General features: G+C 65.4%; 14 protein-coding genes and 3 pseudogenes. 10 read left to right on the top strand and 7 right to left on the bottom strand.

Features of this window, described 5'->3' with window-relative positions; genetic code table 11:
- Positions 1 to 62: 62 nt before the first annotated feature.
- The 4 genes and pseudogenes from OHQ90_RS24295 to OHQ90_RS24280 form a co-directional block, all read right to left on the bottom strand.
- A complete protein-coding gene (locus tag OHQ90_RS24295; protein ID WP_328413453.1) occupies positions 63 to 494 on the bottom strand; it encodes a hypothetical protein in 432 nt (143 codons plus the stop codon).
- Between the two features lie 117 nt (positions 495 to 611).
- Positions 612 to 988 (bottom strand): annotated as a pseudogene (locus OHQ90_RS24290) (Tn3 family transposase).
- Positions 989 to 1105: 117 nt separating this feature from the next.
- A pseudogene (locus OHQ90_RS24285) lies at positions 1106 to 1836 on the bottom strand (Tn3 family transposase); the annotation flags it as partial.
- An 806-nt stretch (positions 1837 to 2642) separates the two neighbouring features.
- Entirely contained in the window at positions 2643 to 3632 is a 990-nt protein-coding gene (locus OHQ90_RS24280; protein ID WP_328401142.1) for a DUF4158 domain-containing protein, read from the bottom strand.
- Between the two features lie 308 nt (positions 3633 to 3940).
- On the opposite strand from OHQ90_RS24280, the gene OHQ90_RS24275 reads away from it, so the two are divergent.
- The 4 genes and pseudogenes from OHQ90_RS24275 (at position 3941) to OHQ90_RS24260 (ending at position 7666) form a co-directional block, all read left to right on the top strand.
- Positions 3941 to 5068, top strand: a complete 1128-nt coding sequence (locus OHQ90_RS24275) for a tyrosine-type recombinase/integrase (RefSeq protein ID WP_328401140.1) — start codon at positions 3941 to 3943, stop codon at positions 5066 to 5068.
- On the top strand, positions 5065 to 5400 hold the full coding sequence (locus OHQ90_RS24270) for a helix-turn-helix domain-containing protein (RefSeq protein ID WP_328401138.1): 336 nt from the start codon (positions 5065 to 5067) through the stop codon (positions 5398 to 5400). Before OHQ90_RS24275 ends, OHQ90_RS24270 begins: the two co-directional genes overlap by 4 nt.
- Positions 5397 to 6947 (top strand): tyrosine-type recombinase/integrase, encoded by a 1551-nt coding sequence (locus OHQ90_RS24265; RefSeq protein ID WP_328401136.1) that lies wholly within the window; start codon positions 5397 to 5399, stop codon positions 6945 to 6947. Before OHQ90_RS24270 ends, OHQ90_RS24265 begins: the two co-directional genes overlap by 4 nt.
- 410 nt (positions 6948 to 7357) lie before the next feature.
- Positions 7358 to 7666 (top strand): annotated as a pseudogene (locus OHQ90_RS24260) (Tn3 family transposase).
- A gap of 55 nt (positions 7667 to 7721) precedes the next feature.
- On the opposite strand, the gene OHQ90_RS24255 reads toward OHQ90_RS24260, so the two are convergent.
- The gene (locus tag OHQ90_RS24255; RefSeq protein WP_328401134.1) at positions 7722 to 8561 is read right to left on the bottom strand and encodes a dienelactone hydrolase family protein; all 840 of its coding nucleotides are present in this window, start codon (positions 8559 to 8561) and stop codon (positions 7722 to 7724) included.
- 74 nt (positions 8562 to 8635) lie between these two features.
- Between OHQ90_RS24255 and OHQ90_RS24250 the strand changes: the two genes are divergently transcribed.
- On the top strand, positions 8636 to 9622 hold the full coding sequence (locus OHQ90_RS24250) for a GlxA family transcriptional regulator (protein WP_328401132.1): 987 nt from the start codon (positions 8636 to 8638) through the stop codon (positions 9620 to 9622).
- Between the two features lie 66 nt (positions 9623 to 9688).
- Here OHQ90_RS24250 and OHQ90_RS24245 read toward each other — a convergent pair whose 3' ends face one another.
- Entirely contained in the window at positions 9689 to 10300 is a 612-nt protein-coding gene (locus tag OHQ90_RS24245; protein ID WP_328401130.1) for a recombinase family protein, read from the bottom strand.
- Positions 10301 to 10673: 373 nt separating this feature from the next.
- On the opposite strand from OHQ90_RS24245, the gene OHQ90_RS24240 reads away from it, so the two are divergent.
- Positions 10674 to 10856: a hypothetical protein gene (locus tag OHQ90_RS24240; RefSeq protein ID WP_328401128.1), complete on the top strand. Its 183-nt coding sequence runs from the start codon at positions 10674 to 10676 to the stop codon at positions 10854 to 10856.
- A gap of 608 nt (positions 10857 to 11464) precedes the next feature.
- A complete protein-coding gene (locus tag OHQ90_RS24235) occupies positions 11465 to 12901 on the top strand; it encodes a glyceraldehyde-3-phosphate dehydrogenase (RefSeq protein WP_442941492.1) in 1437 nt (478 codons plus the stop codon).
- A 162-nt stretch (positions 12902 to 13063) separates the two neighbouring features.
- On the opposite strand, the gene OHQ90_RS24230 is transcribed toward OHQ90_RS24235, so the two are convergent.
- Positions 13064 to 13648 (bottom strand): isochorismatase family protein, encoded by a 585-nt coding sequence (locus tag OHQ90_RS24230; protein WP_328401124.1) that lies wholly within the window; start codon positions 13646 to 13648, stop codon positions 13064 to 13066.
- 466 nt (positions 13649 to 14114) lie between these two features.
- Between OHQ90_RS24230 and OHQ90_RS24225 the strand changes: the two genes are divergently transcribed.
- From OHQ90_RS24225 to OHQ90_RS24215, 3 genes are all read left to right on the top strand, one after another.
- Complete coding sequence (locus OHQ90_RS24225) at positions 14115 to 15074, top strand: LysR family transcriptional regulator (RefSeq protein WP_328401122.1); 960 nt, start codon at positions 14115 to 14117, stop codon at positions 15072 to 15074.
- Positions 15075 to 15289: 215 nt separating this feature from the next.
- On the top strand, positions 15290 to 15568 hold the full coding sequence (locus tag OHQ90_RS24220; RefSeq protein WP_328401120.1) for a hypothetical protein: 279 nt from the start codon (positions 15290 to 15292) through the stop codon (positions 15566 to 15568).
- Positions 15569 to 15683: 115 nt separating this feature from the next.
- Complete coding sequence (locus tag OHQ90_RS24215; RefSeq protein ID WP_328401118.1) at positions 15684 to 16184, top strand: tetratricopeptide repeat protein; 501 nt, start codon at positions 15684 to 15686, stop codon at positions 16182 to 16184.
- Positions 16185 to 16402 lie beyond the last annotated feature (218 nt).

Genomic DNA, 16402 nt, shown 5'->3' with positions numbered 1-16402 from the left:
TCCAGAACCCTCATTGGGGGTCGTCGTCTCACGCAGGCGAACCTGTTATGGCAATCAAACGTTCAGCGGGGACCGCGTGTTTTGCTGGGTTCGGCCCGGTCGAACACGTCCACAGTCATCCCGGGATGGGTGTCGTCCATCCTCACCCGAGCATCGAACCCTCCTGACAGGAGGATCTCGTGGATCGCAGTGGCCATGATGCGGCGGACTTGATCGCGGTAGCCATAGCGCGAGGAGGATGAGAACAGTTCATCCAGTCGTTCCTGCACAGGCCGGCGATACTCGGACGGCGAGAGCAAACTCTCCATCGACTGCTGTGCTTCGTCATTAAGGTCTCCGGAGACAACCCACGCCACCGAGACGTGAGGTGTGTCGTCGAATCCCGCGCCGAGCGCAATTCCTCCTGCGTCGCGCTTCGGTTCGCGGTCCACGAACGGCAGGCCAACTTTCCGCAGTTCGTGGGCGACCAGCTTTGCAAGTTCAGAGCTGTCCATGAGGCAATGGTGGGGCAGCCGCAGTGCACGTCACCTTCTCCGGGCTGGATGGTGGTTTCGGCTGGATGATTGCCTTGCCTGTCTAGACCAGTGTCGCCATGGCTACCGACACGCGGCTCATTCATCGTCGCGGGCATCGGGATCGCGCAGCGGCCGGTGGGTTCCGTCGAGGTCGGGCAGGTGGAAGGCGTAATGCCCGTCCAGGCCGATGTGGCCGCGGATGAACGCCGACAACCGGGCGGCGTCCTCCTCGCGCACCGGATAGCCCTGTGCGCGAAGCTGTTCCAGGGCGCGGTCGCTGTAGACGGTGTTCCACAGCACGAGACAGTTGAGCACCAGCCGAGCGCTGAGAGTTGGTCTTCCATGCCTTCGTAGTCGGCGCGTACCATTTCGCCCTTACGGCCGTGGTAGATCCGCCGCGCCAGGTCGTGGCGGCCTTCGACGAGGTTGGCTTGGGCCTTGCCTTCACGCCGGTAGGGTTCGTCGTTGACCAGGCGCAGGATGTGCAGGGTCTTGAAGATCCGCCCGTAGTGCGCGATGGCCTCCCCAGCGGTGTCGGACGCTCATCGCGGGAAATCATGCGGGTCACGTCGTGACCGCTGACCTCACCGGAGTGGATCGACACCGCCACCCGGCACATGTCTTGCCAATGCGTGGCGATCTTGTCGACGTCGATACGGCCGCGGGCGGCTTGATCCAGTGGCCCGTAGTCGGCGCGGGTGTCGAACCGCCACAGCCGCTGATCGGGCAGATTCGCCAGCTGCGGCCGATATTGGTAGCCGGTCAAATGCAGGAGACCGAAGACTATGTCGGAATACGATCCGGTGTCGGAAATGACCGAATCGGGCACCCGCCCGCCGTGCTGGCTCTGCAACACATCGACAATGTGCAGCGAGTCGCGTGGCGTCCCGGACACGACCTTCGCAGCCAGGCCGGCGGCCTGACCGTTGAGCATGTTCAACCAGGTGATGCCTCGCCGGCGGCCGAAGAACCGTGGGCTCGGTCGAGCGTGGATCGTGCGGATCGGGGTGACGAACCGGATACCGTCGACCGACGCCAACAACCCGCCACCCCAGGTCCGCGCCAACCGCACCCGCGCCTGGGCCTCGATCAGCGCGACGTTGGCGGTGCTCATCGTCTCCAACCGCACATAGTGCTGGTCGACGCGATGGAGCCGGTCCCGGGTCAGCGCGGGCACACCAGGGCTGGTCACCGGTTTGAAACCCACGTTCATCGCATGCCCGCAGAGCACGGCCGCCACCGACAATCCGAGGTCGGCGACACGGGCGTCGTTGCCGGAGGCGTGGACGAACGCCTCGGTGAACCCGGGCACCCACGACATCACTTCCAGGACCATCTCCGGCAGATCGACTTCCGGCAGCATCCGCTCGACGCGCCGGCGCAGGTCGGTCAGCGATGGCGGATCCGGCACTGCCTCGAGCGCGGCCAGGTGCAGCTTGCCGTCCTCGTCGACGCTGGCAGGGCCGTCGCCGTCCAGGCGGGCGGCGACCTGCCGATAGGCGGTGTCCACCGCGGCGGCGTGATCGGCCAGCAGCGCCGCCGGGTCCGTCGGCAGGTTCAGCGCGTTCATGCCCACCTCGCGGGTCCGTTCCCACGCCACGCCCGACAGCAGCTGGGCGCGCGGGTCGCGCCACCGCGAGGAATGTGGCGCGAAGATGTTGCGCTGTTTGAGATGTCGATGGAACTGCTCCAACAGGCACAACGTGTAGGCGGCGCAGTCCACCGTCGCGGCCGGACGAGGTTCCCGATAGACGAGGCATTTCCACGCCCCGCCGATCAGGTCGTGATCGACTTTGCGGGCATCGAGCCAGGTCGCGGGCAGTTTCGTTTTCGTGGTCATCAACTCACCGAGGGTTTTCGTCGCCGCCAGCACCGCCGCGCCCTCGGTACTCGCGCCGAACTCGACGACCCTCATCATCGGCGGCAGGAACGTGCGCACTGTCGCCAGCCGCCCGGCCAGCTCCTCGAGCCGCTGCCCGCTCAACTCGGCGTCGTCGACCGGCACGAGCTCGTTGATCGCGGCCACCGCCCTGCGCAGCTCGCTCTTGGTGACGGCGTTCTCGATGTGGTCCCAGATCATCTCCAAACTCAGCTCCGGTCCCACCTCCGTCATCTCCAGCAGCACCTTCACCGCGGCCCGAGCTTGCCCGCGTGCCGCGACACCCGCGGGTAGCGGCGCAGCTTCTCATCCTTGGATTCGCGTTCGGCCTTGGAGTACAGGTCGGTGACCATCAGCAGGTCGAACAACTCGAGAACGTCATCGGTGGCCCGCCCGATCAGCACCTTCACCGTCGCCACCAGCACTGCCAGCCGATACTCGGGCGGCTCGAGCCGCCGTAGCTGCGCCGCCTTGCTCGACAACCCGTAGGTCGCCAACCCGATCAGGCGACGCGGCGGCACCTGCGACACGTCCAGATCGACACCGATCCCGAGCAGGTCCGACAACCGATCCACCGCGGTGACCATGCCCTTGGAGGTGGGCCGGAACACGCCCTTGCGCAGCCGCTCCAGCTCGCTGATCCGCACCTTGCCATCGACAGGCGAGCTCAGCAATGCACGCAGAGCTGTCTTCGCCGTCGCCGGTAGCCGTTCTGTGAGCTGAGCCGACAACCGCCGATCAGCCGTCTTACGGCCTTCTCCGACAAGACGTTCCAGCGTCGTGATTCCCGGCAGCAGCGCTTGGCGTTCCCGCAGCCACGCCACCGCGCCGTCGGAGATCACTTTCGGTCCGTCGCCGGTCATCCACGACTGGTCCGCGATCCACGCTGACAACTCCGCCTCGACCTCGGCGAACCCCACAAGGCCGTACTCCCGCTGGATCTCCCAGGCGTGTTCGAGCTTGGTCTTCTCCCGGTCCACATAGCTCTTCACGCACGCCGGATCGGCGATATCGAGCTGCTCGGCGACGTAGGCGACCGCCTCCGCCGGCACGTCGAGGGGATCGGCCAGGAACATCCCCAAGTGACGGACCGTGACCATCTGGAGCGCGAATCCAAGGCGGTTGTAGTCACGGCGGCGGGCCGCGATCAGTCGCCGGTCCTCATCGTCGAGATAGAAGAATCTCTCCAGCTCAACCCGCGAATACGACCCGAACCGGCCGTAACCCTCATCCGTCACCGCGACATGAAATCACCTACCGGCCAACCCCGTTCGCCGAATCCGATCCTTAAGCGCCGGATTTCTCAAAGATGTTCCTTTCGCCGCCAATTGCATCGGGTGCGAACTCGCGACGGTGTGGAGATCGCCCGGAGCGGGAGCTCGTTTTCGGGTTCTACCAGCCATTTTCATCCGGGTCGGCATGCGTAATCGTAGTCCTGTCGCGCTTCGGCGTGGCCAGGTTCGGTCCAACTGCCTGCGGGTTCGATCACGACTCGCATACGATGCGACTTTCTCGCATCAGATGCGACGAGTGGAGGGTGGGTGGTTTGGCGTTTCTGGGCGGTTCGGTGCCGGGTGCCGCGCGGCTGCATCTGGTCGACGGTGTGTCGCTGTTGCGGCCCGAGGAGCAGGTGTTCGAGGCGATGCTGACCGGGTTCGCCAACCAGCAGCTGGCGCGGAACCTGGCTCGCACCACGGTCGAGGGGCGGGAGAACACGGTCAAGGCGTTCGCCGCCTACGTGAACGCTTTTCCCTGGCAGTGGACTCCGGCGATGGTCGATGAGTGGCTCGGTGATCTGCGGTCGTTGCGTGATCTGAAGCGCTCGACGATCCGCTCCTACTCCGAGGCGGTCCGGGTGTTCTGCCACTTCGTCACCGATCCGCTCTATAAGTGGCCGGCGACCTGTGAGGGCCGATTCGGTACGCACCCGATCCAGGTGGTGCACGAATGGAACACCGCCACGCACGTCCAGGAAGGTGAGTCCGATCCGGCGAAGCGGGCGTTCACCAAGGCGGAACTGCAAGCCTTCTTCACTCACTGCGATGACGAAGTTGCCCGGATCCGATCGTTCGGGCGCAAGGGCTGGCTGCCCGCGTTCCGCGACGCCACCCTGTTCAAAACGGCCTACGCATTCGGTCTGCGCCGCAACGAAACCCGGATGCTGGACGCCGCCGACTTCGGGACGAACCCGCACGGGCCGGAGTTCGGGTCGTTCGGGCGCTGCCAGGTCCGGTTCGGGAAGGCCAAGAAGGGTTCGCCGCCGAAACGGCGCGGAGTGCTGACCGTCTGGGGCTGGACGGTCGAGGTCCTCGACGAGTGGTTCACCGAGATCCGGCCTCTGTTCGGCGCCGACGGCAATCCGGCGGCCTGGCCGTCCGAACGCGGTCTTCGGATCGGCTGCCAACGCCTGAACTCGCGGTTCGTCGCCTACCGGCAGGCACTCGGCCTCGACGATGGGCTGGACTTCCATTCTCTGCGACGGTTCTATGTCACCCATTTGATCGAGGACGGCTGGGATCCTCGGTTCGTCCAGGAACAGGTCGGCCACGAGCACGCATCCACGACCGCCCTCTACACCTGCGTGTCGTCGGACTTCCGCACCCGCACGTTGCGGCGACGACTCGATGCCACCGTCGTGGCGGCTCTGCGCTCCCAGAAAGGTGAACAGGCATGAAACGAACCGTCGGCTACACCTGGCGACTGCGTGAGGTCATGGCAGTTCAGCGCGTTTTCACCGCGACCGAGCTGGTCCAGCTGCTACACGAACGCGGCATCAACCTGTCCGCCTCCCAGGTCCACCGCCTGGTCTCCGGCACCCCGGAACGGCTGTCACTACAGGTGCTCTCGGCGCTCTGCGACATTCTCGCCTGCACACCGGCCGACCTGGTGGTCACCTCCGCCGAGAACGCCGGAGTCCGCCGGACCGGAACCGCCGACACGACCGCGCAGCCGCCGGTGGTCGCCAAGTTGCGGCCCCGGCCGGCGCGCATCCTCGCCGAGGAATGAGCCCGGCCTACTGCACCGACGAGCAGTTCGAGCGCTGGTTCAAGAAGACCTGCGCTCGCTGCGGCCGGTTCGGATGCTTCGCGGCCGGTTGGCCTGATGGGCACGTCTGCCGCACCTGCCACGACCGGGCCCTCAAGGTCCGAGGCCGTTGTCCCGGATGCAACGACGAACGGATCCTGCCCGGCATCGATCCGGGCTCGCGGGAACCTATCTGCACCGACTGCGCCGGATTCAGCACCGGCTACCGATGCGCACGCTGCGACCGCGAAGGCAAACTCCACGCTCGCCGACTCTGCACCCCCTGCACCTTCTCCGACAGGCTTGCAGAACTCCTCGACGACGGCACCGGCCGAATCCGGCCCGAACTCGTTCGGTTCGCCGAGCACATGCTCGCGATGAACAACCCGCTGTCCGGCCTGAAATGGCTCAACCCACGCAAAGGTCAGAGCCGCAGCCCAGCGGACCTGCTGCGAGACCTCGGCCGCGGGAACATCGAACTGACCCATGCCGCGTTCCACACCGCCGAGCCCTGGCGAGCAGCCGCCCACCTGCGCGAACTACTCATGGCCTGCGGCGTCCTACCCGTGATCGACAAGCAGATCTGCGGGTTCGAACGCTGGCTGATCAACCACCTCGCACCGATCGACAACGCCGACCACACTCAGACCATCCGCCGCTACGCCACCTGGCACGTCCTACCCCGGCTCCGCGGCGCAGCCGAACAGAAACCGATCACTCAAGCCAGCCGCAGCTTCGCCGACGACCAAGTCCGGCAAGCAACCCGATTCCTGGAATGGCTTGCCGCCCAGGGAATCACCCTCGAAACCTGCGGCCAAGCCGAGATCGATCTCTGGCACGCCGAGAACACCACACACCGGCGGCGCGCACTGCGCGACTTTCTGCTCTGGTGCATCGAGAGCAAACTCCTGCGCCGTCTCCGCCTGCCGACATTCGAATCCCGCAGACGCTCACCGATGCCGCCCGAGGACCGCATCGCGTTGATCGGGCGCGTGTTGACCGACGACGATCAGCCGCTTCGTTCACGCGCCGCCGCCATCATCGTCCTGCTCTACGCCCAGCCACTCAGCCGCATCGTCCGGCTCACGATCGACGACGTCGTCCACGACGGCGACCAAGTACTGCTCCGCCTCGGAGAACCTCCGTCACCGATCCCGCAACCCGCCGCCGACCTACTCCTGGCCTGGATCGACAACCGCACCAACATGAACACCGCAACCAACCGCAACTCACGATGGCTGTTCCCCGGCCGACGAGCCGGACAACCCATGCACGCAGCCACACTCGGTGGGTTGCTCAGAGCCCTCGGCGTCGCCAACCTCGCGGGCCGGACCTCCGCCATGCGTCAGCACGTCCAACAGATGCCCGCCCCCGTCGTCGCCGACGCTCTCGGCTATCACCACGTCACAGCCACCAGGCTCGCCGCCGAAGCGGCCACCACCTGGAACCGTTACGTCACCGCCCCCAGGTTCCGATCACCCGACGGATGGAGCCCATCCAGAACCCGCGACAGTCCTCACCAGCCTTGACCCCTTCACGCAGCCTGCGTGAGGATGCGCGGCCAGCGCTGACGGGCTGGCTCTTGGCCATCAGCTAAAGCCTGGACGTCGGTTAGACCCTGAGCAGCCCTCAGGTCACCCCCGGACAAACCCAGGGATGCAGCCGCTTTTCGGTGCTGGAGGCCCCGGATGCTGGCCGCGCGTGATCGAAGTTAGCCGATCGCACCGACTCCTTGCTATCGAACGACCTCTCGGGCGGCACCTATCCTCGGCCTGCGCAGATTCCGACACCGTCCGGGGGATCTCCAGACCCTCAACGTTCGGGGCCACGCCCATACCCGACGGATGAAGTCCATCCAGAACCTGCGACAGTTGAATACGCGACCTCACCAGTCTCGACCCCCGAAGAGCTCAGACGGGAGATCAACAGCGGGTTGCAGGTGGTGGAGAACTGGAACTCCGCCAACACCCTCGTGTTCTACGGCAAGGACTCCCAGCTCACCGGCGCCGACCGCGAACACGCCGAGGTCTCGATGCTGGCGCTGCACCTGCTGTAATCGGCGATGGTGCACATCAATACCCTTCTGCTCCAAGCCGTCCTGGAGAATCCGGAATTCCACGACCTGGTCGGCGAGAACGAACGCCGGGCGATGTCGCCGTTGTTCTGGTCGAATATCAACCCTTATGGCCGATTCCGGCTCGACATGGACACACGCCTGGACCTGAGCCGAGAACGTGTTGCGGGCTAGAGAATTCCTGTACGTCGGAAGTGGCCGCGAAGCTGGACCAGCAGTGGACGCTATGTCACTGCAACGGGACGTCCGCAGTCAGCCGATCCACGAGAAAGGCGAGGATCTCGTCGCGGGCCTCGGCGGTCGGCTCCCCCGCCGTATCGACCAGATGCGCGGTGACCACACTGTGCGGGCAGCCGACGATCTGCGAGAAAAACGGCGGCGGAGAGGGATTCGCCGCGTCGGCGGGCAGCACTCGCGGCTCGAAACGCGGACCCAGCGCTGCGGCGTAGGCGGCGAAGCGCTGCGCGGTGCAGAAGCGGTCGCCCTCGAAGCGATAGGCGCGCACCACGAGATCATCGCGATCGAGTCGCTCCCGCACGGCCGCGAGCTCACCGGGCGAAATCTCTAGTCCGCCAGGCTCATCCAGTGGCAGCGACGGCTGGCACAGCACTGGCGCCAGCATCGCGGGCTCGAGCATCATGGTGAGCGCGAAATTCCCGGTGAAGCACATACCCAGCGCGCCGACGCCGAGGCCGCCGCATTCGCGATGGGCCAAGGCCGCCAGCGCACGCAGCCACACCGCGACCGGGCTGGACTTGCCCGCGCCGAAGGCCCGGAATTCCGCGCTGACACAGGCTCGTTTGAAGACTTCCACGCCGGCCTCTGCCTCCGGATAGGCACCGTCGCGGCCGAACAGTGACGGCAGGTAGACGGTGAGCCCGGCGTCGCGCACCCAGCGGGCGAAGCGAGCCACATCGGGACTGATGCCGGGCATTTCCGCCATGACGATGACCGCCGGTCCGTTGCCGCTGACGTACACCGTGCGGGCTACTCCGTCGAGCGTGATCGACCGGGGTGCGAAATCGGCGAGGTCGTCGTCGAGAGAATCCTGCGGGAGAGATTGCTGCACACCCCAAACCCTGCCGCAGCAGGTCAGCACACCGCCATTGGCAAGATCGCCACTCTTCGGTCTAGTCTCGCCACATGATTACCCACCTTGCGCTGGACGGTGTGCTCGAAGGTGCACTCGGCCTCGGTATCGACATCGTCGACACGGCAGCCGGGATCGCTGGTGACACGACGGGCGGGCGGCTGCGGCAGCGCGTCGCATCACTCGATGGGCTGCCGGTCCGATCCAGCGGTGGGCGACTGATCAGCGTCGATACCGAAACCCCGCTCGGCGCGGCGGAGTTCGAACCCGGCGATATTCTGGTGCTGCCGGGGCCGTCCGCGTCCAGCGAAGCGCGTGTCGAGGAACTGCTGACCCGACCCCAGACCATGCAGGCCGTCGAAATCATCCGGCGTGCCGCTGATTCCGGCGCTACGGTAGCTGCCTCCTGCTCGGCTGTCTTCGTGCTCGCGGCCTCGGGGCTGCTGTCGGGCCGGGCCGCCACCACTACTTGGTGGCTGGCGCCGCTGTTGGCCCGCCGCTTCCCCGATGTCACCGTGCACTCCGATCGCATGGTGGTCGACAGCGGCGCAGTACTCACCGCCGGTGCGGCTTTCGCCCACACAGATCTGCTGCTGGCGCTGGTCGCCCGCCTCGGCGGCGGTGCACTGGCCGAGCAGGTGGCTCACTACCTGGTGCTCGATGCCCGCATGTCGCAGTCGCGCTACATGGTGCTCGAGCATCTACGGGCCACCGACCCGGTGCTGCGCGCCGTGCAACAGCACGTGCACGCCAATCTGCACCGGCAACTATCGCTGGACGAATTGGCCGGTGTCGCAGCGGTTTCTCCGCGCACTCTGACCCGCCGCATCCGCGACCGCGTCGGCGTCTCACCCACCCAGTACGTTCATCGCCTCCGGGTCGGGCAGGCGGCCACCCTACTCACGACCACGCGCGAGCCCGTCGACGTGATCGCGGGCGCGGTGGGTTACGCCGATCCGGCGGCCTTCCGGCGCATCTACCGCAGGCACACCGGCGAGACACCGACCGCCACCCGCACCCGCGCGGCCGAATCGACCTAGTAGGAGTGCCGTTAACGGTCGTGTCACCTGGTACATGAGCCCTGTTCAGCCAGGTAGCCACCGCGATCACTGTTCTTGTTCGGTCGCCGGCGTGAGGTAGCGGTGCAGTGATGTCTTCGGGATGCCGGTCTTGCTCGTGATTTCACCGAGGCTGTTTCCTTGTTCGCGGAGCAGCCGGGCATAGTCGATCTTGTCGTCGGGCCAGGCGGTGGGTCGGCCGATGTGGCGGCCCTTGGATTCGGCGACGCTGCGGGCGTGGGCGGCGCGTTCGGCGGTGAAGGTGCGTTCCATCTCCGCGAACAGGGCGAGCAGCAGGAACGCGATGCGGGCCATGCCTTCGTCGGCGGTGTTGATCGGGATGGGGTCGGCCAGCGTGCGCACGCCGATTCCCTTTTCGCTGAGGTCGTGGACGAGGTTCAGTACCTCGCGCAGGTTCCGGCCGAGCCGGTCGAATGTGTAGGCCACGATGGTGTCGCCGGGGCGTGCGTATTCGAGCAGTTTGGCCAGTCCGGGCCGGTCGACGGCCGCCCCGGTCTTCTTGTCGAGGTAGATCCGCTCATCTGGCAGGCCTGCGGCGGTGAGGGCGTCGAGTTGGCGTTCCAGGCTTTGCTTGGTGGCCGAGACTCGGGCGTAGCCGAGTTCGAGTCCGCCGACCGGATGCTGTGGCGCGTTCGCCATACCCGAAATGTACCGGAATTCGCTGCCGTACGCGCCTTTCGGAACATCTTCGGTGGAACGATTTCCGGAACGAATGCCGTTCCGGTTCGCCCTGGTGTCCGATCACCGACCGCGGCGGGTTCGGCGCGGCGTCGGGTTGTTCCACTTCCAAGGAAGCGGAACAGATAGCCAACCCGGCTACCGCCCAGGACAAACGGACCTGGATGGCTTCAGGCGGCCTTACTTTGGGGCTGGGGCCAGCTTCAGGATTCCGGGGCCGTGACCGGACCCGCCACGGGGACGCCGCTCGCGCGCGCAGCGTGGCCTCCTGCACCACCTTGTTGCCGACGCTGAGGCCCTGCTCGCACGCCACCTCGCTGCTATCGAAGCCGGAATGGACCCGGCAGCCCTCGTCTCCGCGATGAACACCGCACAAGCTGACAGAGCAGCAGCCCACACGGAACTACAGAATCTGCCCAGCACGCCGCGGCTGACCGAAACCGAGATCCGCGAGCTCGTCGACTCACTCGGTGACATCGCCGCAGTGTTACCGCAGGTGCGCGTTCGGACAAGGTAGAGCTGTATCAAGCCCTGCAACTGCACTTACAGTTTCGGCGCCGATATCAGCTTGCTGCAGTCGGCGCCGACTGCGGTAGTACAAGTGTCCGCGGAGATAGCCGGGCTCAGAGAGTCGTAAACGTACCGAACCCTGAGGAAAGAGTGATGGCGAGGCCGCCGGCGGTCGCCAGGGCGACAATCCAGCCGGCTCCGGTGAACATCGGCACCGGAGCCGGCGCGCAGCTGCTGCGCCGTTTCCCGATCTGCCACATCGACCACACCGGATGCTCCGGTCGGCAGGTTCAACCACGGGGTCCCGTCAATGTAGTAGTGGTCGGATTGCTTTGGGCAGGGGCCCATTTGCGATTCGAGGTCCACACAACTCGCTGACGAGTGGACCTCGAACGAGATTCGTTGGTATTGCTGACTCTTCGCGCAACCGCTTGGTGGCGGATGATGCTCGATCGGCGTCACCACCTGGCGATCTCACGAGTGGGTATCCGGCCTCGGTGATATCGCAGCCCTCACTAGCATCGATACGGCGAACAAATCGAGGAAATCCGAGGATCTACGTTGACTACCGACCATCTTGACCGCTGGAACGCTCACGAAGCTTCCGCGGAGGCGATGATTCCGATCATTGGAAGGTTGTATCGCGAGAAGGGGGTGACCATCTTGCTGCACAGCCGGTCGCTGGTGAACAAATCGGTGATCAGCATCCTGCGGACGCACCGCTTCGCTCGGCAGATCGAGGGTGAGGAACTGTCGATCGACGAGACCCTGCCGTTCCTCGAAGTGCTCAGCGAGTTGGATCTGGGGCCGTGCAAGATCGACCTCGGCCGACTGGCCATGGTCTACCGCACCGGCGATCGCGGACTGTCGATCCCCGAGTTCACCGCCGCGGTTCTGGCCGACGTCACCGACAGCAACAAGGCTGAGCCCCAGGGCCCCCGGGACGTGGTCCTGTACGGCTTCGGACGTATCGGTCGTCTGGTCGCTCGTCTGCTGATCGAGAAGACCGGGTCCGGCAATGGGCTGAACTTGCGGGCCGTGGTGGTGCGCAAGGGCGGCGGGGGTGATCTGGCCAAGCGTGCGTCGCTGTTGCGGCGGGATTCGGTGCACGGCCAGTTCAATGGAACGATCAAGGTCGATGCCGACAATGACACGATCATCGCGAACGGCAACGTGATCAAGTTCATCTACAGCGATGATCCGGCGACGATCGACTACACCGAGTTCGGCATCAACGACGCGATCCTGATCGACAACACCGGTAAGTGGCGTGACCGTCAGGGCCTGTCGCAGCACCTGTGTCCCGGCATCGCGAAGGTCGTTCTCACCGCGCCCGGCAAAGGTGACGTTCCGAATATTGTGCACGGCGTCAACCACCGTGGGCTGGATCGGCCGGAGCGGATCGTCTCGTGCGCTTCGTGTACGACCAATGCGATCGTTCCGCCGCTCAAGGCGATGGATGACGAGTACGGCATTGTCCGCGGTCACGTGGAGACAGTGCATTCGTTCACCAACGATCAGAACCTGCTGGACAACTATCACAAGGCCGACCGTCGTGGTCGCTCCGCGCCGTTCAACCTCGTGCTCACCGAAACCGGCGCTGCGTCCGCCGTCGCGAAGGCGATGCCGGACTTCAAGGCCAAGATCACCGGCAACTCGATTCGCGTTCCCACCCCGGACGTCTCGGTCGCGATACTGAACCTGCAGCTCGAGCGGGAGACCACGAAGAGTGAACTGCTCGAGTACCTGCGTCAGGTGTCCCTGGCCGGACCGTTGAGCCGTAACCTCGATTACACCGCGGCCACCGATGTGGTTTCGAGCGATTTCATCGGATCACGCGCGGCGTCGATCGTCGATGCCAATGCCACCATCGTCGATGGCGACACCGCGATTCTGTATCTCTGGTACGACAACGAATTCGGCTACTCGTGCCAGGTAGTGCGGACAGTGCAGTACATCTCGGGCATCGAGTATCCGACCTACCCGCAGGTCGGCGCGCATGTGGACCACGCCGGAGACGGTCGCGTGCCGACTGCGGCCGACGCGCGGTAACTCGCGCAGCTGCATGTGGCCGAAATGCCGGTCGGCACCCGAGCGCCGGAGGCCCCTGCCCTATCGGCAGAGGCTATCCAGTGGTGGACGAAGACGTCGCCCGCTACGCGTACCCGACCACACCGACCCTGACGAGGAGGACCGATCCCGGCGTCCCGGGTGTCAGTTGCAGGTCTTGGCAAGCATTTCAACGATCTCGGTGGTGCAACCAGTCTCGCCGAGGAGAGGGAAGATCCGTTCAATACTGTTGCGGTGCGCCTCCACATCCAGATCGGCCATGGCATCCGTCGCGAGTGTGACGTGATAGCCGTGTTCGTGGGCGGCACGGGCGGTTGACTCCACGCCGATGCTGGTGGTGAGCCCGGCCAGCACGATCTGTGTGACGCCGCGGCGGCGCAGTTGCAGGTCGAGGTCGGTTCCGTAGAAAGCACTCCAGGTGCGTTTGGTCACTGTGATGTCGTCGGGGTGGCCGGCGAGGTCATCGACAATGACATCCCAGCCTTCGGGCAGGGAACCGGCCCGGCTCGGGACCTCGTTGCGACCTGGAGCGGTATCCGATCCGTCCGCACGGGCCGTGACCCGCACCAGGACGACCGGGGCGTTGTGTTCGCGGAAGGCGTGGGCCAACTCGACCGCCCGGGCTACCACCTCGGGGCCGGTATGGGGGACCGTGGGAGCGTCGATGATGGCGTTCTGCAAGTCGATGATGACCAGCGCGCTGGATGAGTCGAGTGCGGTGACAGTCATGAATTGTGCCTTTGCTGCATGGGCGGCTCAGCCGCGGTGTCTGACGTGTGGCTCGGTGCGAGTTCTTGCTGTAGTCGCGTGGCTTGTATCTGAAAGCTGTTGGCAGCCCCTTACTTGGCGTCATGCGAAACGTCTGCGGCCTGTGGGTGGGCACGGGCTGTTGCCGGCTTCCAAGTGCGGGATCCTGGCGGCGGGGTAGCAGCAGCGGGCTGGCGTGCAACACCAGCACGGCGATCAGCGGGAACCCACCGAACCCCACCCCCGAGCCTTAGGCGCTGACTGCGTACGCCGTCCACAGCCATCCGAACTGCCGACCCAAGGATCCTCTGGCCACCAAGCTCCGCACCTCCCGCTTCGAACAACTCACTGTTGATCGCCGTGATCAAAGCAAGGCCGAAGGGGCGGAATCAAACAACTGAGCCGACGGCGAGCCACAACCTTAGGTTGTGCCAGTAGGGTTTGCTGCGTGGATCTCAACGCCGTGCGCACCTTCGTCGCCGCTGCGGACGCCGGCCAGTTCCAGGAAGCCGCCGCTGCGCTGTCGATCACCCAGCAGGCCGTCTCCAAACGCATCGCGACTCTGGAGAAACACCTGGATGTGCGCTTGTTCGCCCGCACGGCCCGAGGCGCCCAGCTGACGATCGACGGCCAGGCATTCCTGCCCCACGCCCGTGAACTACTGCGGGTAGCAGAGCGGGCCGACGCCTCCGTGCGCCCTGGCCGGCGCGTGCTACGCGTGGATGTCGTCGCCCGGCGCGTCGTAACGGCGGTGGCCCTGCAGGACTTCCACCGCACACATCCCGACATCGAGCTGGACGTCGTCACCCTCGATGCCGATGTCGACGCCGCGATCGCCGCTGTCGAAGCTGGAACGATCGATGCCACCTTCCACGCCGTCCCCCCGCAGCAGCAGCTACCCAAGCCGATCAACGCTGCCCGAGTGATCGACGAACCGCACCAACTGCTCGTCGGCCCCCGCCACCCACTCGCCAACGCCCACGCCGTCACTCCCTCGCAACTGGCCGGACACCGAATCTGGATGCCCGGCCTTGCTGCCCGTGGCGAGGTGACCGACTACTACTCCGAACTCGCCACCACCTTCGGATTCACCATCGACGTGCTCGGCCCTGTCTTCGCAAAAGAGGCCCTGCTGGACGAGATCGCCGACTCATCGGACCTGGCGACCCTGATCGGCGAAGGCTCGCGGTATCTGTGGCCGGACAGCTACGACCTGCGGCGCATACCGGTGCGTCACCCGACACCGGTCTACCCGATGTCAATAATCTGGCGCAACGACAATCCGCATCCCGCGCTAATCAAACTCCGCGAACACCTCGACTCCAGACGAGCAGAAGCACCCGACACCGAGGTATGGATACCGAAATGGGAGCAGCGCATCCCGCGCACCACGGCGACGTCCAGCTGATCGGCAAAGACCGCAGTCTGTCCGATGCTGCGCGGCGAACCTCAGGATCGTCTTCCTCTCGAATGGGAGCCAGATGGCGCGGCCGGGGTCCTGAATCAATCACGAACGTTCGCGAGACACCGTGCGCGGCAGGCTGTTTCCGCAGAAGAAGAGTGTATGGATGGCCGTGTACACGGCAATGTCAACCCGTCGGGGTTCGCAATACATTGCCGGGCGTGAGAATCGGCTACGGACGCGTATCCACCTCCGACCAGAACCCGACGGAGTGGTCACCGAGCTCGATCGGCTCGGCCGCACCCTCGAGGCATCTGATCGAGTTGTCCAAGGATCTCGCCGGCCGTGAGGTGGAACTGGTCGCCGGGCCGGATGGCCACCAGCAGCGGCTTGTCCAGTTCCGCGCGGGCGGCGAGCTTGCCGGTGGCTTAGCCGATCTGAACCGCGCTCACCGAGCTCAGCGACGCCCCATCGCGGACCGCCGCGCGGTCCGGGGTTGATCGGGCTGGGAGCCGCCGGCTCTGCGGCGCAGCGGTGACGGCGCACCAATCGCGAGCCCGTTCGGCTACGAACAGATGCGTAGTACACCGCAATTTTCGGTCGCAAAGGAGATCCATGCGCAGGTCGGCGTTCTGGTTCTGGGGTAGCAGGATTGGGGCGGGGGCGGCCGCGTACTGCACGATCTTCGCGGTCGGATCATGGTTTTCCGACAACGGCTACTGGCGTGCCTATGCGGCAACCGGCGTGGTCGGCGCCATTGCGTGGTGGTTCGGTCACCGGCTGGGAGTGCGAACGGCGGCTGTCGAGCGCGCGCCTATGGCGAATCCTGACGTTGCCCAGTGTCGGTGGGAGGTTGGTCAGAATATCGACGCGTTCGGTGCGGAGGATCCGCGCACGCTTGGAGCCCAGCTAGTACTCGGCGATGCGTGCTGGGCGTCTGGGCAGCAGGACGAAGCGCTCTACTGGTACATGGCAACCCACGCCAGCTGCCTGCGTGCCCTCGGTTCGGATCATCCGATGTCGATCAAGGCAGAGCTCCAGTTGCGCGACGCGCATCGCCGATCGAGATCCGGGCTCGACGACAATGATTCGGCCGGGCCGTCGGATTCGCTATAGCCACAACCGATTCGGGCCGGCCGGGCGACCCGGGTTCAGCTATCGAGGATGGCCCGTTTCGAATTGGCGGCCTTGTCGGTGTGTCACGCCTGTGTTGTCGCGTCGGCGGCGATGAGTGTGTCGACGTGTCGGGGATGCAGGCCGATGGTGTCGAGGACTCTCGCCTGTTGACGGTGCCAGTGTCGGGCATGGAGGCCGCAAAGGATCCCGATGATCCA

This window comes from Nocardia sp. NBC_00403 (assembly GCF_036046055.1).
GTDB lineage: Bacteria > Actinomycetota > Actinomycetes > Mycobacteriales > Mycobacteriaceae > Nocardia.
This window is presented reverse-complemented; position numbering and strand designations above follow the sequence as displayed.

What these genes read in the sequence shown, in the direction of transcription:
- OHQ90_RS24295 (WP_328413453.1), bottom strand. Translation starts at nt 494, where the DNA reads ATGGACAGCTCTGAACTTGCAAAGCTGGTCGCCCACGAACTGCGGAAA.
- OHQ90_RS24270 (WP_328401138.1), top strand. Translation starts at nt 5,065, where the DNA reads ATGAAACGAACCGTCGGCTACACCTGGCGACTGCGTGAGGTCATGGCA.
- OHQ90_RS24265 (WP_328401136.1), top strand. Translation starts at nt 5,397, where the DNA reads ATGAGCCCGGCCTACTGCACCGACGAGCAGTTCGAGCGCTGGTTCAAG.
- OHQ90_RS24250 (WP_328401132.1), top strand. Translation starts at nt 8,636, where the DNA reads ATGATTACCCACCTTGCGCTGGACGGTGTGCTCGAAGGTGCACTCGGC.
- OHQ90_RS24245 (WP_328401130.1), bottom strand. Translation starts at nt 10,300, where the DNA reads ATGGCGAACGCGCCACAGCATCCGGTCGGCGGACTCGAACTCGGCTAC.
- OHQ90_RS24240 (WP_328401128.1), top strand. Translation starts at nt 10,674, where the DNA reads ATGGACCCGGCAGCCCTCGTCTCCGCGATGAACACCGCACAAGCTGAC.
- OHQ90_RS24235 (WP_442941492.1), top strand. Translation starts at nt 11,465, where the DNA reads ATGATTCCGATCATTGGAAGGTTGTATCGCGAGAAGGGGGTGACCATC.
- OHQ90_RS24230 (WP_328401124.1), bottom strand. Translation starts at nt 13,648, where the DNA reads ATGACTGTCACCGCACTCGACTCATCCAGCGCGCTGGTCATCATCGAC.
- OHQ90_RS24215 (WP_328401118.1), top strand. Translation starts at nt 15,684, where the DNA reads ATGCGCAGGTCGGCGTTCTGGTTCTGGGGTAGCAGGATTGGGGCGGGG.